This is a genomic window from Desulfotalea psychrophila LSv54, assembly GCF_000025945.1.
In the GTDB taxonomy this organism is placed as follows: Bacteria; Desulfobacterota; Desulfobulbia; order Desulfobulbales; family Desulfocapsaceae; genus Desulfotalea; species Desulfotalea psychrophila.
In genome coordinates this window covers 1,973,609-1,994,286 of record NC_006138.1, presented here as the reverse complement: position 1 = coordinate 1,994,286, position 20,678 = coordinate 1,973,609, and the positions used below count along the sequence as shown (strand labels likewise).

Below are 20,678 nucleotides of genomic sequence, written 5' to 3'. Positions count from 1 at the left end.
GAGGGACTGAATAATGGCAAGAATGAAATTTTTATGCGATGTAGAACGTTGCATCGACTGTAGTGGTTGTATCGTCGCCTGTAAAGAGGGCAATCACGTGCCCGTTGGAGTGAACCGACGTCGTGTTGTCACCCTTGACCAGGGAAAGCCTGGTGAAAAATCCATCTCCATCTCATGTATGCACTGTGCCGATGCACCATGTATAGCTGTCTGCCCCGTTGATGCGATCTATCAACGAGATGATGGCATTGTCCTGGCGGATAAGAAAAAATGTATTGGCTGTGGCTATTGCTTTATGGCCTGCCCTTTCGGTGCACCTCAATTTCCCAAGGGAGCAGTTTTTGGTGCCCGTGGTGCCATGGATAAGTGTACCTTCTGTGCCGGTGGTCCCGAAGAGACTTTCAGCGACGAAGAGAAACGTCTCTACGGACAAAACAGGATTGCAGAGGGCAAACCACCGCTCTGCTCTGGTATGTGTGCCACCAAGGCGCTTCTTGCCGGCGATGCTGATATTATAGCCGATGTCTATCGGAAGCGTGTCTTTCAACGTGGTTCAGGCGCCGGGGCTTGGGGCTGGGATCGGGCATACAAAAAAGACGATAAGTAACGTCACTGATCTACTATCTGCCCGAAGTTATTCGGGCAGATAATCTCAAGGATGCAATTATGCAAAAAACTACGCAATCTGGCCTTCTCTCTGGATTAACTGTTCTGCTCTTCTTAACTTTCGGGGCGGTCTCTGCCTGGGCAACGGCCTCTTCACCAGAGTACTATCAACGATTAATCACAGGTATTGTCGGCGAGGATTGGCAAAAATATGGTGCTCTTTTCACCCTCTTGCAATCCCATTATTTTATGTGGATATTTTTGCTCCTTATTACCGCAGTACCACTGATCTTTGCTCTCCACTATCTGATTATCGGAGCTAAACACTTTGATCATGGCGGTAAACAGATCCTCTTTTTCCCCCTATTCTCCCGCCTTATCCACCTTCTTGGGGCCGTCTCCTTCACCGCTCTGGTGATCACAGGACTGCTCATTACCTTTGCTTCCTTTTTCGGGGGTGGCACATTTATTCGTAGCGCCCGCTACGTCCATCTCTTCGCAGCCTTTCTAGCCCTACCCGCTCTCTTATTGATGCTTGTCATTTGGCTCAAAGACATGTTGCCGGCTATGTGCGACATTAAATGGTGCCTTATCTTAGGTGGTTACCTCAGCAAAAAGAAGGTGCCAGTGCCTGCAGAGAAGTTTAATGCAGGTCAAAAGATGTGGTACTGGTGTGCCGTGCCCGGTGGTCTTATCATGGCCTTTACAGGTTTTTACCTCTGGAGCTTTGGCATAAATATCGATCTTATCCGTATCTACGCAATTATCCATAATGTCTTGGGTATGATTCTGGTGGCCTTCTATCTAACCCACTGCTACATGTCAATCTTTGCCATAGCAGGCTCTCTTAAGTCCATGAAAACAGGTTACAAGCCACAGGAAGAGGTCGATATTCTTCACAGCCTGCATAAGTACGAGTAGCTCACAGCAAACACCGCAACTTGTTTACAAAAGGGGATATTTCTTAAAAAATATCCCCTTTTTTCTTTTGCACCTTCCCCTCACCCATAGACTGATACCACGCCCGACAAGAGATTCTGCTAGCAAAAGATATATTTCAAATCTTCTCCTACCTCAGACGGATAGCCCAGTAAAAAGAGGGCCAATCCGATTCTATCTGCTTGCAATGCATTTATTTTAAGGCTAATTTTTTGCTTTCGCGTATCTGGTAGGGTATCCTCTGCCCTAGCGAAGGTCAAAGCAGAGATAAAGTGAGGGGACTACTGCCCCTGAAAAGACAAGGGAGTATGGGGAATGGCAGCAATAGTTTCATTTATAGGTTGGCATGATAGCGGCAAAACAACCCTGGCAACAAGAGTGGTATCCCATCTCAAGGCAAAGGGCTACACTGTTGCCGTGATGAAGTCCAGCTCCGAGGTGGGTCTTGAGTTTGATACCCCGGGTACAGACACCCACAAACACAAAATTGCCGGAGCGGATAGCGTCCTCCTGGTAGCACCCGATCAGATGGTGCTCCAGTCCTTTCAAAAAATAGACTCCCTGCAGACCATGGCCCATCGCTTCTTTCCCGAGGCTGATATTATTATTGCCGAAGGTTTTAAACGGGCCCGTAAAATTGCCAAGATAGAGGTTATACGAGATATCGACCAGAAGATTCGTGACGAGGTCACCGGGGTGATTGCCCTTGCCACCAATATCAGTGGCATAAGAGGAGACTATGTCTTTCGTCTCGACGAGAGTGAGGAGATAGCATCCTTTATTGAAAAACGTTTTCTCGGAGAAGATGCCAGGAACAAGGAGACCACCTCACTGTTTGTTAACGGGCAAAAGGTACCCATGAAAGACTTTATTCAGCGTTCTCTGGCCGGAACAGTTCACGGCTATGTCAACAGCCTGAAGGTGACAGAACATATTGATGAAATAGAGCTCACCATAAAGTTCCGCAAATAGTCTCCTACTAGTCAGAAGCCTTTGCCGCCGCCTGCTCCTCATCATTTTGAATTGAGGACATTGCAGCAGCCCCTGCCGCCTTTAAGCTCATATTATCTTCATGACTTGCCACATCGACAATCACCTTACGATGAGCATAGTGAATACCCTTCTTAGCCAGTGCCTCGGTGATAAGCCTATAGGCCTCGCGGCGAATAACAAACTGTTTTCCCGGATGGGCGGTGAATTTTGCCCGGATGGTCATCACCGAATTGGTAATCCCCCGAACCCCCTGAGACTTTATTGGCCGGATAAAATCCGGCCCAAGTTCTTCGTCCGCAAGCATTGCTACACCAACTTTTTTTATGATCCTACGAACCAGATCAATATCAACGTCATAGGGAAAATCGAGGTTGAACTTAACAATAATACCGCCCCGCATAAAGTTGGTAATAGCTCCAAGTTCACTATGGGGGACAATCTGCAACATACCAAGATGATGTCGTAAAAAGACATTACGCAGGGAAATATTTTCAACGGTCCCCGAGACCTTGCCCGCAGTCAGGTACTCTCCAACCCGAAAGGCATCGTCGAGAAGATAGAAAAATCCGGAAAACATATCGGCAACCAGCTTCTGCGCCCCAAAACCAATGGCAAGGCCAATAACACCAGCACCGGCAAGCAGTGGACCAATATCAATACCCAGCTGGGCAAGCAGGGTCATCACCACCATTACCAGCAGAATGGTGCCAATGAATTTTCTCAACATGGGTAACAGAGTATAGGCCCTACTCTTACTCGCGCCCCCTGCCCCCCAGTCGCCATCATCCTTCTCCTCTGTCTCCCCTGTCTCCTCAACCTTGGGCAGTGACTCTTCTATTTTTGCCTCAATCCAGTTACTCAGTACCCGCCAGGTAACAAGGGATACGGCACAGACAGCTACAGAATCAAAAATAACTCTTGAAAAGTCTTCCACCAGGGGAAGGTTGATGTTCCACAGACTTGCCAGACAGGCCATCAGGGCAATAAAGAGACAGAGACGACCTATGGTATAAACGCGATGTTGGAAACGTTCATCTTTTTCCTGACGCAGGGCTAATTGCTCGGGCTCAATATCCTTTGCCTCTGGCCGGAGGACGCCAATGCCGTAATGAAGGGTCCATTGAGTGATTTTATCCAAGACAAACCAAATAGGCAGGGCAAAAAAGCTAAAAATAAAGGCAGAGTCCGACTGCACCGATGAGTCACCCAGAGTGTTGACAACTAAAATCCATAGAATAAAGAGATAGAGGAGGGAAAAAAGATGCCAAAGGGAGGCAAAATGACGCCGACAGGTGCCAAGCCTACCACTTCCATACCCCCATTCACTGGAGAGTATATAGGCCTTCACCCTGTTTTTATAGACGAGTATACAGACTGCCGTTATAAGGAGCAGCAGCGAGGCGCTTAAAAACATCAAGAGAATATAGGCCTTATAATCTCCTGAAAGGCGATAGATAAGGATAGAAAACATGGTTGAAAAAACAATATAGACCGTAATGGCAATTATAAGACGGTGCACTGTCCGGGCACTGCTCTCCTGCAGAGGAAGAATCCGTAAGGCAGAAGTTGCCGGCGACAGAAAGATTTTCGAGATCATGCCAATAATTCTACAAAAAAGAAGACCGATAAGTGCACTGAAAAAGACAAGCTGCACAAAGGGAAGTTGGGTTCCGAGGGTCAGGATGTTGACGAGATAGGAGACAAAGAAAAGCACAAAGACACCAAGAATACCAGGCATCTGCCGTGACACTCCAGCGCTCAATCTTGTCCAAATGTGGCCATCTTCTTCAATAGCATCTCCCGGAGGGAAGTAGTGCCTGGTGATCCATACATTAAATATTTTTTCAGCGACAAGGCCCGTCACTATGAAGAGCAGTATCCATAATAGATTGATAACTGCTCCATGGGAAGTCCCTACCGGGCAGAGCTTTAAAAATGTACTTTTCAAACTTGGTATTATCAGAGGTACACTCTCTATCAATTTTTGCAGGCGTTTTTCAGAACTATAGGCAGTCTTATCAAGGGATGTAAGAAGAGTGCCAAACACTATAGCCGGGCCTCGAGATCGTTGTAATTTCTCTGGCGGCAGAACCGCGGCGTCGTTTTGCAATTCGGTTATAAGCATGGCCCGAACCTGCTCATCGCTGAGCCCTGCCATCAGGGCCTGTATTTTTTCAGTTGATTGTGTTGACGGGGCGGGCGATGGGGGAATTGCCTGAGCAAAGAGCGATGAGGGGACAGAGAGAAAAAGATTCGAGACAAAAAATAGAGTAACAAAAAGGCATAAGAACGAGCGATTAGGCATCGATGTCTCCCTGAAATTGAATTATTCCTGATATTAAATAATTATCCCTTCCCCTATAGGTCAATTTTAGTGAGTCCATACCTGACTCACTAAAATTGCCTTAACATGGAGCTAGAAAGCTGTTCTTAAAACCTGTTTTCAAAGTACGGTTTAAGCACCTCAGGAATGGTGATGCTACCATCTTCCTGTTGGTAGTTTTCCATAACGGCAAGCAGGGTACGCCCCACAGCCAGGCCGGATCCGTTCAGGGTGTGGACAAGCTTACTCTTCTTTTGTCCCTCCGGACGATAACGAATACCGCCTCGGCGAGCCTGGAAGTCCAGAAAATTAGAACAGGAGGAGATCTCACGGTATTTCTGCTGACCGGGAAGCCAAACTTCAATATCATAGGTTTTTGAGGAGGAGAAACCAAGATCACCGGTACAGAGTTTAACTACCCGGTAGTGCAAGCCAAGAAGCTGAAGAACCTCTTCGGCATCGCCAAGCAGGCTTTCCAGTTCATCCGTTGACCGTTCCGGGGTGGTGAACTTCACCAGCTCTACCTTGTTAAACTGATGCTGACGGACAAGACCACGGGTGTCACGTCCGTGAGATCCGGCTTCAGAGCGAAAGCATGGGGTGAAGGCGGTGTATTTTATGGGCAGATCCTGCTCAGCGATGGTTTCATCACGGTGGATATTGGTAACAGGCACTTCGGCGGTGGGAATGAGATAGAGATCCCAGTCCTTAATGGCAAAGAGATCCTCTTTAAACTTAGGAAGTTGCCCCGTTGCCGTCAGAGATGCCGAATTTACCAAAAATGGTGGCAAGACTTCAGTATAACCATGCTTTTGGGTATGAAGGTCGAGCATGAAATTCGTCAGGGCTCGATCAAGACGGGAGGCAAAACCCTTAAGGATGGCAAAACGGGCACCAGAGATCTTGGCAGCACGTTCAAAATCAATGGTATCCGCCTCTTCGCCAAGTTCGTAATGAGCCTTTGGCGTAAAGGTGAATTCAGGTTTTTTTCCCCAAACCCTGAGCTCTATATTCTCCTCATCACTGTTGCCGACAGGCACATCATCCTGACAGAGATTAGGGATTGCCATAACAACCTTATCCAAATCTTCCTGGATCTGGTTAAGACTGGTATCAAGTATTTTTATCTTATCGCCTATTTGACGCATTTCAAGGATGAGTGGCTCAGCTTCCAGCTTTTGCTCATCGGTACCTCTTTTGAGCTCAGCAATCTCTTTTGAAGCTACATTGCGTTTATTTTTAAGGCTTTCTACTTCAGCGAGGGTAGAGAGTCGTTTTTGATCAATCTCGGTGAAAGAGGTAATAAGTTCATCGCTCATTCCACGGCGATTGCACCTTTCCTGTACTAGATCTAAATTTTCGCGAATGAATCGTAATTCAAGCATAGTCTATCTCGCTATTATCGTAATTATTAGTTAAAGTTGTTCTCATCTTACCAAGCTCAAAGTTGGCAAGGCGCAAATATACATCGTTTCTGACAAAAAATATATCACTGAACAATAAAAAGCATACCCGGCAAAACAGACCTCATTGCAGAAGACAAGATGTCGTTTATGCTTAATATTTAGCATGACGGCTAACTGAGTGCAAGTCTATCGAATTGCATTTCATCCAGATTTTTGTTATTTTGCCACCTATTTACGGTGGCTGACAACTTCACTCCGGGCCGTTACCCCAGGGATTTCCCCACACTATCTATACTCTTTTCCCTTTTGTTGGAGATAAAGGTTTATGGCTGTGCACCAAACGCTTATTGTTTTTTTACAAGAAATGCGTAAATCAGTAAAGATTTTGGTAAGTTCAGTAGTTATCTGTACTGCAGTGATTTTTTTTCTCAGTCCTGAACTACTCCAACTGGTGCAAGCGCACCTCTCCGATGAGCTCTACTTTTTTTCCGTGGCAGGCCCATTTCTCGCCCATATTAAACTGGCCCTCTTTGGCTCACTTTTTGTCCTGATGCCACTCATTATGACCTTTATCTGGCGGGCCATAGCTAAACCATTTGGAGTAAGTGGTCTTGCCCTCTACTGTTTTATCGTGGCAACCTGCCTGCTCTTTTATGTGGGAACAATGTTCTGCTACCTGATAACCCTGCCCTTTGGCATCAAATTCCTTCTAGGATACGGCTCTGCTGAACTGCGTCCCGTTATTTCCGTCGGTCGTTTTGTCAACTTTGTCACCATATTCGTCCTTGCCTTTGGCCTTATCTTCGAACTTCCTATTTTTATGATATTCCTGGCCAAGGTCCAGGTAGTCAGCAGAAAATTTTTTGAGAAAAACAGACGCTATGCCCTGCTTGCCATTGCCGTTGCCGCAGCCGTTTTAACCCCAACGCCCGATGTGGTAAACATGCTCCTTATGGGCGGGCCCCTCTATCTGCTCTATGAGGGCGGCATTATCACCATGATAATTCTCAGAATTCGCTAGGCTCCTCAAAATTCTTGCGGTTGATAGCCGTGTTGCTGCAGGAGAGCAGCGGTCACTCCTAATTTTTTAACAACTCCACAGGATGGACTTTTTGCCTTAAAAAAGATGCCGTCAATATTCTGCTGCTGAAGAATGGAGAGCACCTGATATGCTCCCTTTATAAATGCCTCCGTAATATCCACCCCGGTAGCTGTGAGCACCTGGGCCTTACCAGCGAGCACATCAGAGCCGTCTCCGCCAACAATATCCGCCCGGGAACGCGGAGTGGCAAGACCGCCTAATTGTTCTGGGCATACGGGAATCCATATGGCATCCTGTAAGAGCTCCATGCAGGCAGCAGATTTTTTACACTGGTTATCGTATCGAGTACAGAGACCAACCAGGCAAGCGCTTATAAGATATGTTTTCATTTATTTTCCCTACGACTATGAAAAAAAAGATCTCCACCAAACTAAGCTCAGCACAACGGCTGACCATCATCAAGATATCCATCGTTTTAATTGTCATTGCATTACTATGGATTATCTTCTCTCCTCAAACAGGCTACTATACCCTCTGCAAGCAGAAGAATTACCTGCAGAGTATCCAGCAAAAAACGATTGACTTGCAGGCTGAAAACAAGCAAATTCAAAAAGAAAATGATCGTTTAATAAATGATCCTGAATATATTGAAAAGGTAGCTCGGGAAAAGCAGGGCCTATTGAAAAAAAATGAGAGAGTCTATGATTTTTCCCAGTAAGCAGCAAGATAACAGTGACACCCAAACTGGGTACCTTACCAAGCTCAAAAAAAGGTGAATTTAACGGACAGTCACCAGCAGCGCTCATCTTCAGGCCAATAGCAGACACCTTCTCCACCTCCGTTGAGCCGCACTTTTCACATTAAATTTCTTCCTCTTTTTGATTTTCTACGTGTTCAAAAAGACGCTGACATCTGTTACATTTATACTGTGAAATAGACATAATATTTTATTATGTAGTTATTATTGTTAATGAGCCACTTACCACCTGATTACAGGTATTATAGAGAGAAGAGACGAGTCGGGCAATAGATCTCTGTGAAAATACAAAGTTTTATACGAGAAAGAGAAAAGTGAGTAAAAAAGAGATAATTACAGACCTATACAACCTGCTACAATATCATGAAATTTTAGGCATCAAAGAGTATCCGGACCGTGAAGGCCTGCAGGATTTCCTCGCCTACCAGGCAGAGGCTCCTGCTACCATCCCATCGCCTCCACCACAGGCTGTCTCTCGTCCCCCTAAGGCCAGAGAGTACCGACCCGTCACCCCGATTGCAACCGTAGTCAAAGAACCTGCTCCCACAAAGACAGAGGGCACCGATCTCAAGAAACTCTGTGCCAACTGTGGCCTGCAAACCCGGCAACAGGCCTTTGTCGCTGGTAAGGGTGGCAAACAGGTACGCCTGTTGGTTGTAGGCGGTTGGCGCATTGATGGCAATGAGACTCTCCGCTCCGCTGTTTTTGGGGCCGAAGAAGATCTTATGTTAGCCCGCATGTTTGCCGCCATGAAATTACCAGCAGCCAATGTCTTTGTTACCAATCTGGTCAAATGTGCTCTACGGGTAGGTGATCGCCCGGAGGCAGCAGATATCGATTCCTGCCTGCGCCTGTTGCACAGACAAATAGAGCTACTGCAACCAGAGATGGTCTGTGTAATGGGCACCCTTGCCGCCAGAAAGGTGTTGGGTAAACCACACTCCCTTTCCCATTTACGGGGTAAGTTTTACCAGATTGAACTACTTAAGGGACAGACTATCCCCGTACTGGCAACCTATCATCCAAGTTATCTCTTGAAAAATGATGAAATGAAACGCCCCACCTGGGAAGATCTACAAAAAGTAGCCACACGCCTACTAGGAAAAAAACGGATTGGTGGCTAGACGGACGGACCCTAGCCAATGGCAATGAGCTTACGTTTTCCCAATTCACGCAAGAAACTGGTAGTAGCAGTCTCAGCCTCCTTACAGCCAATGTTATTTGCCCCGGCAAAGGAGAGAATTATTTCCCGAACAGATCGTTTGCCATCTATGAGTTGCCACACCTGACTACCCATCTGATCAAGGACCAGCTTTTTAGTGGTCTCCTGTTCCGCCTTTCCGGTGAAACGCTTGAGAAGTTCTCCCCATATCGGCCGAAGGGCAAGGGTGTAGGAGAGCATCAAGGTACCATCATCCTGACCAATGATTTTCACGGTGGGATTCTTTGCCGGTATCCCGGCGAGTGCCTCCTCACGGGTAATAGCAGGCATTACCTCTGCCGGTTTTTTTCTAGAGAACAATGTCATAACTTTGCCATATCTGTTGCACCAGAGAGACCTCAATCGGTTTTTTACTCTCCAGCATGCAGACCAGAATTCTGTTTTTTTCCGGCAGATGCCGTATTCTCGACTCAATAAAGGGCTTTTTTCTCTGACTCCTTAGAGTTATCTGCTGAAAAATGGAAGGTGCATGCCAACCACGCAGACCACCCTCGCCCTCCTCCACCTGCAAGCCCTTTCTATCACAGAGAACCTCAAGTATTTCATCAATACCCTGCTCGGCAAGTCTCTCCTCCGAGGCCGCTATTCGGCAGATATGAAGGCCAAGAGGCCCACGGGTGAATTGGAGATGAGTAAGGGCAGGGGCAAAACTATACCTCTCTAATTGCCAGAGGCTATCTTTCTTGCCTGGCAGGGCAAAGCGAAAATCCTGAATTTCCCAGACACGAGCATCCCCATGACAATCCATGCTCATTAATATCTCTAATATATCCTCCTGAGAAGAGAGATTATGTTTATAGAGTTGGATAGTGATACCTGTCTGACAGTGCGGACAGTAGGCAAAAAATCCGGCCAGCTGAGGGGACTCTTTTTTCTTAAAGGCCCGAATCTGATAGCGCTGGGCAAGCGATTCCAGCCCGGGGGGAAGAGGAATAAACTTAACCTGATACCCCACCCGCTCACATTGACGTTGATAGTCAAGGTCCTTATCTGTCTGCCGAAACCAGCGCAGCTCAAAAACGGGCTGAAGCTGGTCTTCACAGATAAGTCGATTCTTATCCTGCACCACAATCTCCCATTGCAAAGGAATGGTAAGAGCTATCCCATTCCAGTGAACAGCTCGCAGAATATTCCCCTGCTCGTTTTTTTGAGGAGAAAGCATCTTATTGAGGAAGTAACTCCTGCCAGTTGAGATCTTCTATATCGGGAAGGGTTTTCCGCTCAACTTCGATCTTATTCTTCTTAATAATGCAGAGTTTCTCTTCCTCTATACGTACAGGGTAGGCAAGTTTTATCACCGTACCCATGCTCAGTTCGGTGTTTTTTTCATTATACTCGATGGCAAGGGAAACACTTTGCCCATCTTTATCGATAAAATGCCATTTCCAGACGGAAAGAATGCCAAAAGAATCTCCCTCCCAGACACCTTTTTGATCATATTGCTCAGCTATTTTTTCATGCAGGGCATTAAAAAACTTCCGACTCCTATCCCTGTACTTAAACTTCATCTTAAGTATTTCTCCGGGAGACTTACAGGTACCGGAATAGAGGCTTGCCTTACGAAAAACTCCAGTCATGGGCACTACCTTGGTGCTCAGATAATTATTGTACATTGGACACTCATAGGAGGCGATCAAACTTCCCAACGAAAAAACACTAATCTTTTCGGGAACTTCCTCTGAGAAGACCGTCTGAGCAAAGGCAAGGACAAAAATTAGAGAGAAAAAGGAGAGAAAGATATTTTTTTTCTGCATAATAAACCTCCTGATAAAAAAACAGCTCTGAAAGCTCTGGGGACGGTAGTTCTTAACTGCCTATATCAAGGTAATCTCTTTACCCTTAAAAGACAATGAGCAGAAAAGAGTCAAAAGGCCATATGGCTAAGCGACTTCATGATCAGGGCAAAGCCCATGGCAAACATACCGCTGAGGCCCATACCACAGGAAAACCCCGCCAGCAGGACCGGTGCATATTGCCGCCACATGGGGCCATATTTCTTAAGAAAAAAATACCTGCCCAACAGGGCCCCTAAGACCTCAAGGACAAGGCCATGGGGGGTCGATTGGCCAAGACCACGCACCACTCCATAAATAAGGAGGACGGGCAAACCAAAAAAGCTGAGGACCATATACATCAACAGACCAAAGCCAAGCCCTGAAAAAACAGTGCCGCTGTTAAGGGCCTGATAAAAAACGGAATTGCCCTCCAGGGTAGATGTCTGCATAAGCAGGGTGTTGAGGGCCTGAAGATGCCAAAGCTCCTGGGCAAAGGGGTAGCTGGCAGAGGGAATGGGGGCCAGTTGCCAGATAAATTGGGAGAAGAGCAGACTGGCTGTAAGAACAATGGGCAGAACGAGGAACTCTGCCTTAATAATTCCTCGAAGCGAGGTACCGGTCAGCTCTATTTGCCGGAACTGCACCGTTGCCTCGCCATAATTGTGAATAGGAATGGGAGCATACCAAATTTCAATGCCCTGATAGCCAAAGAACTTGGCCCCGGCAATAAAGCTTGCCTCCCGAACCAGAGGCAGACTGACAAACTGACCGGCAATACCCTCCATCCTCGCCGTAATATATGAAATTATCGGAGTGTAGATAAATCCATAGCAGAGGAAGAACATCCAGGGAAAGGATGGTACCAAAAAGATACAGAGACCAATATAGGCAAGGGTTGAAAATACGTAAATGGCAATGGATATCCAAAAATTAAAATCACCACGCCCGGGGGGCGGATGAAAGAGATCATGGAGAGTCCCCATCTGCCCCTTGCTGCCCTTTAGGGAGCGGGCAACAGACCAGATACCGATGGCGGCAATGGCAAGGCCGAGACCAATGCCAAAGCTCATATAAAAGTCAAAATTATTGGCAAAGACCGTATCAACGGTCCCCATGCCGGGATGCCAACGGGTCAAAACTCCTGCCGAATAGAGGATGGGGTTGAGGGCAAAGGTGATGAGCAGACCCACCAAGCCACCAATAACAGCCCAAAATGGCAGTACCATGCCGATAAAGACCAGACCAAGATCAAGTTGGAGACCGGTGGCCACAGCGGGCAGAATGTCTTCGGTATAGCGGGTATACTCAATCCAGGGAATGGGGATGAGGCGGATCTGTTCAGTAAAGATGAGTCCCGAGACGATGGGTAGAACAACATAGATGGCACCAAAGCCCAGACCTATGACCGCCCCTATGGAAAAGACCTTCCACTTCCAACTCCCCTTCCCCTCCTTCTCCTCGGCCGATTCAGCCAGGGCCATGGTGCCAAGAGCCGCCACCGGAGCCATGGGAAATGGAAGTTTTTCCACATCTGAGGTGATTCTATAGAGGGCATAACCCAAGCCAAAATGATCGATACGCTGGATGATCTGGGAACCCACCAGGAGAAGGATGGGAATCATCCAGTCTCGATGAAAAAAAGTCCTCTCCAACATGGACTCTGATTCCGGAGAAGGAGCTATCCAGGCAGGGATGAATTCGGTAACCCCAAGCATCCTGGCGGCATCGGACTGGACCAGATACTGGTTCCAGAGAAGACCGGAAAATGGCGAGGCAAGGGCTGCACCTGCCATATAGTAGAGCAAAAATATTTCCTGCTGTTTAAGCTCCGAATGGGCCCTCTTGGCAATCTCAGCAAAAAGAATAATGGTCACCCAACGGGCGGCAGGGCCAATACCCTGGCCAATAACCAACTGCAGATACATGGATCCCGGCATCATCAAAAAACCAATAAAAACAGCGCCTATAATGGTTTTCCAATCAAATCCCTCCTCAAAATGAGTAGGAGTCGGGAGCAGGTCCCTATATTCTTTTAGCTCTTTATCATCGTACATAATTTTCCAAAGAAGAGGTTGCTGGCTTTCATTATCCCTAAAGGGTGGCTCGAAAACTTAGTTTGGCAGGACCTGATAACTCATACGGGTAAAGAGACCGATAATGGCCCAAATACCACCCATGCTAAAGTCACCTATAATCAAACCAATAAAAAAGAACTGGAGTTTTTTAAAGAGACGTACTCCACCGTAGCGCATACAGAGCGCATTGCATAACCAGCCAAGAAAAAAGCTCAACCAGAGAATACGCATCGCCGAACTATAAACAGTGAGATAACCGAGGGGATGAAGGGGCCACCAGTGCAGACGCTGATAGCAGACAACGAGCAGTAACATAACCACCGCCCCCATCATGGTAAAACCAAAGACCCAGCTCCCGGTCTCCGGCGGAGTATTCATCAGGCGGGAAATATTTTCATAGACAGCAATACTGGTGGTGGCGGCCCAATCCTGTTGCAGCTCTCGGATACCAAAACGATAGCAGAGGGTGAGCATGGCAAGGCAGGAGGTAAAGAGAGAGAGAACAATGGTTAGAAGAATTGAGGAGAAGAGAAGCCCACGGGGCCAATTGCTTCGCTGCACCCTGGCCGCTTGCAGAAGAGAGGGCATCAGCGATTCGCGCAGATCAACAAAGAGCACCTTTTGACTGATACCGGCAATGAGAGCGTTTATCCCTGTAAAAAACTTAGGCCCCAAAAAGGCTATCAGGCCATCCATGGGAGCAGCTGTCAGGGTGAAATAGGCAAGGCCTCCCTGACAAATAACACGGGTAGCAACGATAGTTATCATGAAAAAAGAGAAAACAAGAAGAACGGCAACCAAGGGCGCAGTGCCATAGTATACATACCAACAAACAAGGGCTATTGTGCCAATGATGGCACCCCAGAAACTAATCCTGACATCGAGCCACTCGGGCCCGGGACTGTCTGCCTTCTGCCAGAGGATAGACCTACGGGTCACATCCAGCAGATGATAGCGGGCCAACCAAACCAGAGAGAAGAAAAAGACTCCATAGGCTCCGAGCATCTGCATCTCTTCAGGCCGGGTAATGGTGGGGCCAAAGGTTACCCCCAGTTCCGAGGCGGGCAGTGAATAACCGAGAAGACTGAGGAGACCATAAAAGAGCCCTCCACCCAAAAAGAAAAACCAAAAAGAGAAGGAAATTTGCCTTGAGGTTAGAAAGGCAAAACCTATAAAGGCAGGAAAGAAATAGAGCTTGAGCTTATGAAATCCAGAAAAAATTCCTGTTTGGCCAAAATAAGGCCCGGCAAGGAGCAGGGTCGGCATCTGGGGGACCGATGGATAGTAGAGGTTCAGACCATTCAGCAGGTGGAGGATTACCGGCAGAAGAACACCCATCAGCAAGAAACGGTTGGTAAAAAATGCAAGCCCCTCTCCCTCACTAACAGCATGGGCAATCATCCGTGGTACCTTCAAGAGCGGAAAATTCATCCGCTCATAAAAGATCCACTGGCGGACAATAATATTAAGCAAAAATATCATAACCAGATAGGCCAGGAGGATATAGACAGACCAGCTGAAAAGTGGCTGCAACCAAGCCTGCCAGGGTATTTGTCCAAGCATGGAGAGCCAGCTGTCCTCTCGTGCTCCGGGGATACCATTATACAAAAGCTCTATGGCCCCTTTGTCCGTGGGCAAAAGCCCCGCAGGGATAAGGGGGTCAATATTTTCCTGCCAGCGACTCTCTGTACCGGCAAAATGAAGAGGGGTCGTTATATTAATCAAAAAGGTTCTGGCAAAACCGGTATAGGCAATACCGGATCCTATTACCGCTTGAATCCAAATTGTCAGTAACTCTCCACCGCTCAAAAGAGTTGCCCCGCCCCTGATAACCTGCAAGAGGATGGTAAGACCAGAGAGGCCTAGAAACAAGAAAAAGGGAGCAAGGGGGAAATGCCCCCCACCAAGCGGAGTTGCCTGTAGATAAATATTATTGTAGGGCGTGAGCAAGCAGATACCCATGGCAAAGAGCAGGCCAATGATTGGGGCTCGCAGGCGAACACGATTCCCCACTTCGGGGACAGAGGACTGTTCATTTTTCATGATTGACTGCTCCCTTGCAGGCCGGTTTTTTCGGCAAAAATTGCCTCCTGTTCGCAATGGCCCGCCCCATCAAGGGAGCGCCAGACGAGGAGTTGTTTGCGCAACTGATGGAAGAAAACCGTATTCATTCGTCGCCAAGCGGCAACCTCCCCAGCCTCCCGCCTTATATGCACCTGAACAGACAAGAAATCATCATCGGTAAAGGTCTTATCATTTTCCAAGGTGACCTCCACCTCTTGCATAATGCCAAGATCAAAGGGGGCAAGCCAGGTCTGGCAGCAAATGGAACAGTAGACCTCCTTATCACTATTTTTCTCAAGGGAGAGCTTGGCCGTTGAAAAGAGTCCATGGGAAACTTCCAGGTGAGCATTAAAATATGAGAAGAGGAAACCGCCGAGACTATCGGCCTCATTCTGCTTAAGAAGAAAGGGCAGGGTAATCTTCATACTGTGCCCGTCGTCCTTGGGCAGAGAAAAGGTCTTATTGACATCGGGGATGGCAATTTTACTGGCCATCCTGGCCGGATAGATAACGGAGATAAGCACCACCATGATAACAAGAAACATGGAGGCAACGCCAGCAAGAGAGGAGTAATTAACAGTAATGCCTTGCCAGAGGGAGGTGGTGGAGAGAAAGTAGGCCGATATCTGGGCCAATAGATAGCCGATGACCACGGAAACCACCGCCAGGGCAAGGGCCTCCGCCACAAAGAGAAAGGCTACATGGGATGGGGCAAGGCCAATGGAGGTATAAACACCTATCTCCCCCCGACGTTCCTGCACAGAGCTGATCATGGTATTAAGGACAATAAAAACAGAGATAAGAAGGGGAATAATAATATTGGGCACACCGCTATAGCTAATGGTGTCCGTTGCATTATAGAGCCAGACCCCATCCTCATCGCCGGCAAAGATGACAAGGTTGAACCGATCTACCAATAGGCCAGCCTCACGAGTAATCTCACCAGCCTGCCCCTCCTGATAATCAGGACGAATGGCAATACTCTTCAGACTACCACCGGCGGCCAGGAGGGTATTGACAGGAATGATGATAGTTTTATCTGCACCAATATGCTGATATCTGCTCTGAAAACTCTGTATATCATCTCCCTGTTCCACGGCCTCCTGCTCGGCATCGCTCAACTCCTGCTGCTGTTCTTCAGGAAAGATGACAGGGGTAAGGGCTTCACCATCAAGATCAGCCATGGCCTCAAGGCCCTTACTATCAAAGGTGGCAATAACAGTAAATGGAATACCCCACAGCAGTATCCGGGCATCCTTCATGCCAGTAATCCCTAATTTTGCAGCAATCTCATCGGCCAGAATAACACTTTGAGCATTATCTGAGGTAAACCAATGACCAGTGGTGAGGAGACGGGATATGCCTGTCACCTCCGCCTCATTAACACTGAGACCAAGTACGCCATTAACTTCAATATTTTTATTCCCACGAGTCAGAGGAACATGCACAGGTCTTGTTGGAGGAACCGCCTCCAACCATGCCCGTGGCGCGGCTTTACTACTACCTGCCATACTGCTCTTAAGAATATCCGTGGCATCCGTCGGCAGGGTTTTCCAATCCCTCTTTTCCAAAAGCAGACCCTGATAAGGGGCCTTGGCGCCAAAGGGCAGCCGGAGATGCTGTTGACCGGATTTAATGGTGGTAAAGCTCATGATGGTAAAAGAGAGAATAATAAGGGTCAGACAGGTCAGCATGGTGCGCAAGCGCCGCCGACGCAGATTAGAAACACCAAGAAAAAAGGCCGCGACAAAGGCCTTCCAATGGCTGATCTCCTCCGGCCTATAGTGATTGGCCTGGTTCTGAAGACGGATCATCTCCCTTTCAAAACGAAAGAAGATAATCAGGGTAACCAACAGTGACAGCCCTATAATAAAAAAGGCGAGAACAATAATAAGCGGACTGTAGGCAAGCTCAAAGGCCGGATGCACCTGATAAATAATTGCAATAAGCAGGAACAGTATTAAGAGAAAGGCAGATATCCTCTTATAGATATGGGCATAGTTAAAGATGAAGCGTTCCATGACAAAGGCAAAGGGGACAAAGAGGGCTATATAAAAGAGCACTCCAAAGAGAACATCCTTCTGCGTCTTTTCCACCTCGGTATAGACCCTGGTCGATAGGGCAAGAGAGCTGGCCGCCTCCTCCTGAGCCGATGAGTATTTCAGGTTTTGATAATCCCTCTCTGCATTGTGCAGGGCAAGCAAACCGCGCACCTTGAGATCATCAATCCTGCTATCATAGATACCATGGCTCTGGAGATTCTTTATTCGGGGCCCGAGCAAGGCCCAAGCGTCCCTGGCAGCAGCATACGCTGTTCTATTTATCTGCGGATAATCACTGCCCTTAAATCCTACCCCTCCCACCTTCTCCTCATGGCTGTTAGTGAGGAGCATCTTGGTGGTAAGGACGGTGTCTGACAGGGTGAGCTTAACTGGCGTTCCCGGTTCTGTAAAGACAGAGCAGATAGCTGATTTCCTTGTATCTATCCTGCTGTACCAATAGTGCTGAGGCGGGGCGTCCCGTCTGCCATCATAGACCTGTATTTTGGTCATATAGTCAAGATTACGTGGTTCAAGAAGGTCGAAGATGGTGATCTGCTGGCAGGCGAACATGGTCAGATCCGTCTGCATGTTTTTCCGCAGCATCTTCACTCTATAATTGCTCTTGCCCGTATCCCTTTTATCTATGGCCCAAATGGCCCGGCCATCCGGGGCAAAACGATAGCCCTCAAGAATAACCTTATCTCCAACATTCTTTTTATCGGCAAGGCCTACAATCCGAAATAAACCCTCTCCATCAACCATGGCATAGTATCGGGCCAATCCCTGATAGGCGAGGACGGTTGTTCCCTTAGCCGGAAAACTGGCAAAGAGCTCTCCCTGCAGGAGAAGATTGGCCCTACCTGTCAGTTGAGCAAAACCCTTACGGGGAAATCTGCCCATATCAAGTCTAGGGGCGGCACAGAGCCCCCTAACCAGGCTAAGCAGCAGTTCATTCTGTCCCTCTACATAATCCCAGTCAATATTTTTTGCCAGATCTCCCGGCGTTCCCCACAGGGCCCTGGCATCTCCGGTGGTTACCAGACTAATGCCCAACAGGCCGGCAAGAGAGCTGACCTCTCCACCCAAAGCGGGTTTATCCAGAAACCAGGAGTTCCAACTCCGCATCAGAGTGGGACGCAGGGTGTTTTGATACTCTGCCCTCCCCCCTTGAAGATTAGATTCCTCCAGAACGTCGGCGATGAGACTATAGATACCCGTACGGTTAACGGAGGATTTAAGGGGATAGAGCCAACCACGGTGAAATGCACCAATGCCTGTCCCATGCCCCGAAAGGTGGAGGCTGATGGCGGCGGCCAGCCGATACTCCTTTACCTGCCGGCGAAAGGCAAGGGCCGAATCAAGGCATTTTTTCTGCACAGCCAAGCCCTCAATCCCCCTTTTATAGGAGAGAATTACTTGAGGGAGCAGGCCCTGGAGCAGCCTCTCCTTTTTGCCATCGAGATCATGGTAGTGACTCTGCCAACTGAGTTGCTTATAGAGCAGACGTTCGGCGGCCAATTTTTTTATCTGCTGCCGGCGCAGCTTGCTCTTTTCTCCAAGACGAAGTTCCATCACCCGGCGAGAGAGGTTGTCTATATGACTGCTCAGGGTCTGAGCTATTGCCCCACGCAGAAGTCTGTCCCGCACCTTATCTGCCGGCAGGGGAAAACGAATATCTTGCAGGGCAAGCAGTGTCTGTTCTTTTTGGGCAATGCCCCCATTCAACCTGGAATCCTCTTTTTTCAGGTCCTTGCCCCTACTTACTATACTCCAGATGGCATCACGCATACCGGCCAAGGACTGGCTATTACCACTGGTGGCCAAAAGCAAAACCGAACGTTTAGGCGGCGTCTGCACCAAATTTTCTGCAACATCAAGCAGGGAGGCAATCGAGAGGGCGGCATCTGCTCCGGGAGAGTCCCGATAGACCATCTCCTCGTCATCGTAAAATGCCTCAAGAAGGAGGAGTTCCTGATCTTGGCCACTCTCCGTGCCGGGGATAAAGGCATAGATATTACGACTCAGGCTGTTTTCCCAACCTATATCTGTACTGATCTTTATCTGGCTAGCAACCCTATCTGCTTTCTTGAGCGGACGGGCAAAAAATGCCTCAGCATCCTCTCTGGGCATCCAGTAACAGGGCAGTTGCAGGGGACTCAGCTCTTGCTTCTCCTGAAAGGAAAATCTACTCTCCCCTCCACGGCCGAGATAGATAATAGCCCTTGCTCCCAGGGAGGCAACTCTCTGCCAGTTTCTGGCCGAGGCAAAATCGAGGAGGATGATAGAGTCTTTTATAGGTATGCCGTCCAGTTGAGCAAGGCTACCTGAGCCCAGATAATATACAGGCCCGGTGAGAGTCTCCCCACTACTCTCGGGGGTAATGGCATTATAAAAAAATGGTTTGAGAGGGTACTGCCTACCATCCATCTGCAGGGTGGATTGTCCCACCTGCCTCTTTGCTATCTGATAGTAATAACTCTGGGGCGATAGGCCCAGGTCGGAGAGTCTCTTCTCAATATAGCTGGCCGCCTGCTCAGCGCCAGCGCTTGCCGTACTACGACTCTCCCATCCACTCAGGTCTGAGACCAGACTACGCAGAGAAGAGGCCCCGGCAGGAATAGAGAGGCCCAGAATAGGGCAAAGAAGAGCAACTACGAGCAGAACGAGGGAGGCGACTCTATGCCTCATGGATCTCTCCAAGACCACCAGTACGGATATCGAGTTCTTCACGGCCTTGAATTTTATCGACCTTTCCATCCCGTATCCATATCACCTGATCGGAAACATTAAGCATCTTATAGTCGTGGGTGGCAGAGATAACGGTAACACCCAACCTGGCACTGAGATCTTTAAGCAGGGCTATAACATCTTCGCCTGTGCTCAAATCAAGGTTACCCGTCGGTTCATCGGCCAGAATAATGGATGGCTGATTAGCCAGGGCTCGGGCAATGGCCACCCGCTGTTGTTGACCGCCAGAGAGTTCTGATGGTTTATGCTCATGCCGTCCCTCCAGTCCCACCTGAGCCAGCAGTTTCATCCCCCTCTTGAGGGCATCGTCATCGGACATGCCGGCAAAGGTCATGGGAATGGTAACGTTCTCCAGGGCAGTCATTACCGGAATAAGGTTAAATGTCTGAAAGATATAACCAATTTTCCTACACCTCAGCCAGGCTAGTTCATAGGCATCGAGCTGAGCGATATCTACCTCATCGATATAGACCTTGCCCGAGGTTGGTTTATCAAGGCCACCTATCATATTAAAAAGGGTAGATTTTCCAGAGCCTGATGGTCCCATGATAGAGATATACTTCCCCTCCTCTATTTCAAGATCAATTCCCTTGAGGACATGGACCACCATCTTACCAAGATCGAAATCCTTGGTTACAGCACTCACCCGAACAATGTTTTTTTTATGCTTATGCCTCATCTTTTAT

General features: G+C 48.1%; 16 protein-coding genes. 6 read left to right on the top strand and 10 right to left on the bottom strand.

Annotated elements, in window-relative coordinates:
* The first annotated feature begins 13 nt into the window (after positions 1-13).
* The 3 genes from fdh3B (at position 14) to mobB (ending at position 2,517) form a co-directional block, all read left to right on the top strand.
* Entirely contained in the window at positions 14-607 is a 594-nt protein-coding gene (gene fdh3B / locus DP_RS09010; protein WP_011189009.1) for a formate dehydrogenase FDH3 subunit beta, read from the top strand.
* 59 nt (positions 608-666) lie between these two features.
* The gene (locus DP_RS09005; RefSeq protein ID WP_011189008.1) at positions 667-1,527 is read left to right on the top strand and encodes a formate dehydrogenase subunit gamma; all 861 of its coding nucleotides are present in this window, start codon (positions 667-669) and stop codon (positions 1,525-1,527) included.
* Between the two features lie 333 nt (positions 1,528-1,860).
* The gene (mobB, locus tag DP_RS09000; protein WP_011189007.1) at positions 1,861-2,517 is read left to right on the top strand and encodes a molybdopterin-guanine dinucleotide biosynthesis protein B; all 657 of its coding nucleotides are present in this window, start codon (positions 1,861-1,863) and stop codon (positions 2,515-2,517) included.
* 7 nt (positions 2,518-2,524) lie between these two features.
* Here the strand turns inward: mobB and DP_RS16830 are convergent, their stop codons facing one another.
* A complete protein-coding gene (locus tag DP_RS16830) occupies positions 2,525-4,843 on the bottom strand; it encodes a mechanosensitive ion channel family protein (protein WP_011189006.1) in 2,319 nt (772 codons plus the stop codon).
* A 125-nt stretch (positions 4,844-4,968) separates the two neighbouring features.
* On the bottom strand, positions 4,969-6,246 hold the full coding sequence (serS, locus tag DP_RS08990) for a serine--tRNA ligase (protein ID WP_011189005.1): 1,278 nt from the start codon (positions 6,244-6,246) through the stop codon (positions 4,969-4,971).
* Positions 6,247-6,592: 346 nt separating this feature from the next.
* Here serS and tatC point away from each other — a divergent pair, with 346 nt between their 5' ends.
* Positions 6,593-7,288: a twin-arginine translocase subunit TatC gene (gene tatC, locus DP_RS08985; RefSeq protein ID WP_011189004.1), complete on the top strand. Its 696-nt coding sequence runs from the start codon at positions 6,593-6,595 to the stop codon at positions 7,286-7,288.
* Positions 7,289-7,293: 5 nt separating this feature from the next.
* On the opposite strand, the gene DP_RS08980 is transcribed toward tatC, so the two are convergent.
* On the bottom strand, positions 7,294-7,698 hold the full coding sequence (locus tag DP_RS08980; RefSeq protein ID WP_011189003.1) for a DUF523 domain-containing protein: 405 nt from the start codon (positions 7,696-7,698) through the stop codon (positions 7,294-7,296).
* On the opposite strand from DP_RS08980, the gene DP_RS19190 reads away from it, so the two are divergent.
* Positions 7,689-8,027, top strand: coding sequence for an FtsB family cell division protein (locus DP_RS19190; RefSeq protein ID WP_083818961.1), 339 nt, complete (start codon positions 7,689-7,691; stop codon positions 8,025-8,027). The two genes, DP_RS08980 and DP_RS19190, sit on opposite strands and share 10 nt — an antisense overlap.
* 353 nt (positions 8,028-8,380) lie before the next feature.
* Complete coding sequence (locus DP_RS16825; protein ID WP_011189001.1) at positions 8,381-9,190, top strand: uracil-DNA glycosylase; 810 nt, start codon at positions 8,381-8,383, stop codon at positions 9,188-9,190.
* Between the two features lie 11 nt (positions 9,191-9,201).
* Here DP_RS16825 and DP_RS08965 read toward each other — a convergent pair whose 3' ends face one another.
* The 7 genes from DP_RS08965 to DP_RS08935 all read right to left on the bottom strand — a co-directional run bounded on the left by DP_RS08965 (position 9,202) and on the right by DP_RS08935 (position 20,671).
* Positions 9,202-9,594, bottom strand: a complete 393-nt coding sequence (locus DP_RS08965; protein ID WP_049785053.1) for a PqqD family protein — start codon at positions 9,592-9,594, stop codon at positions 9,202-9,204.
* On the bottom strand, positions 9,578-10,354 hold the full coding sequence (locus DP_RS08960; protein ID WP_156792249.1) for a hypothetical protein: 777 nt from the start codon (positions 10,352-10,354) through the stop codon (positions 9,578-9,580). Before DP_RS08960 ends, DP_RS08965 begins: the two co-directional genes overlap by 17 nt.
* A 97-nt stretch (positions 10,355-10,451) precedes the next feature.
* Positions 10,452-11,042 carry a hypothetical protein gene (locus DP_RS16820; protein ID WP_011188999.1) on the bottom strand — a complete coding sequence of 197 codons (591 nt, stop codon included), beginning with the start codon at positions 11,040-11,042 and terminating at the stop codon, positions 10,452-10,454.
* 110 nt (positions 11,043-11,152) lie between these two features.
* Positions 11,153-13,117 carry an OPT family oligopeptide transporter gene (locus tag DP_RS08950; protein ID WP_011188998.1) on the bottom strand — a complete coding sequence of 655 codons (1,965 nt, stop codon included), beginning with the start codon at positions 13,115-13,117 and terminating at the stop codon, positions 11,153-11,155.
* 57 nt (positions 13,118-13,174) lie between these two features.
* Positions 13,175-15,181 (bottom strand): DUF6785 family protein, encoded by a 2,007-nt coding sequence (locus tag DP_RS08945; RefSeq protein ID WP_049785052.1) that lies wholly within the window; start codon positions 15,179-15,181, stop codon positions 13,175-13,177.
* A complete protein-coding gene (locus tag DP_RS08940; RefSeq protein ID WP_041277829.1) occupies positions 15,178-19,932 on the bottom strand; it encodes an FtsX-like permease family protein in 4,755 nt (1,584 codons plus the stop codon). Before DP_RS08940 ends, DP_RS08945 begins: the two co-directional genes overlap by 4 nt.
* Positions 19,922-20,671, bottom strand: a complete 750-nt coding sequence (locus DP_RS08935; RefSeq protein WP_011188995.1) for an ABC transporter ATP-binding protein — start codon at positions 20,669-20,671, stop codon at positions 19,922-19,924. The genes DP_RS08940 and DP_RS08935 overlap by 11 nt, the downstream gene beginning before the upstream one ends.
* Positions 20,672-20,678: the final 7 nt, after the last annotated feature.

Coding starts and splice junctions, on each gene's coding strand:
- fdh3B (WP_011189009.1), top strand. CDS start 14: ATGGCAAGAATGAAATTTTTATGCGATGTAGAACGTTGCATCGACTGT.
- DP_RS09005 (WP_011189008.1), top strand. CDS start 667: ATGCAAAAAACTACGCAATCTGGCCTTCTCTCTGGATTAACTGTTCTG.
- mobB (WP_011189007.1), top strand. CDS start 1,861: ATGGCAGCAATAGTTTCATTTATAGGTTGGCATGATAGCGGCAAAACA.
- DP_RS16830 (WP_011189006.1), bottom strand. CDS start 4,843: ATGCCTAATCGCTCGTTCTTATGCCTTTTTGTTACTCTATTTTTTGTC.
- serS (WP_011189005.1), bottom strand. CDS start 6,246: ATGCTTGAATTACGATTCATTCGCGAAAATTTAGATCTAGTACAGGAA.
- tatC (WP_011189004.1), top strand. CDS start 6,593: ATGGCTGTGCACCAAACGCTTATTGTTTTTTTACAAGAAATGCGTAAA.
- DP_RS19190 (WP_083818961.1), top strand. CDS start 7,689: ATGTTTTCATTTATTTTCCCTACGACTATGAAAAAAAAGATCTCCACC.
- DP_RS08980 (WP_011189003.1), bottom strand. CDS start 7,698: ATGAAAACATATCTTATAAGCGCTTGCCTGGTTGGTCTCTGTACTCGA.
- DP_RS08965 (WP_049785053.1), bottom strand. CDS start 9,594: ATGACATTGTTCTCTAGAAAAAAACCGGCAGAGGTAATGCCTGCTATT.
- DP_RS16820 (WP_011188999.1), bottom strand. CDS start 11,042: ATGCAGAAAAAAAATATCTTTCTCTCCTTTTTCTCTCTAATTTTTGTC.
- DP_RS08950 (WP_011188998.1), bottom strand. CDS start 13,117: ATGTACGATGATAAAGAGCTAAAAGAATATAGGGACCTGCTCCCGACT.
- DP_RS08945 (WP_049785052.1), bottom strand. CDS start 15,181: ATGAAAAATGAACAGTCCTCTGTCCCCGAAGTGGGGAATCGTGTTCGC.
- DP_RS08940 (WP_041277829.1), bottom strand. CDS start 19,932: ATGAGGCATAGAGTCGCCTCCCTCGTTCTGCTCGTAGTTGCTCTTCTT.
- DP_RS08935 (WP_011188995.1), bottom strand. CDS start 20,671: ATGAGGCATAAGCATAAAAAAAACATTGTTCGGGTGAGTGCTGTAACC.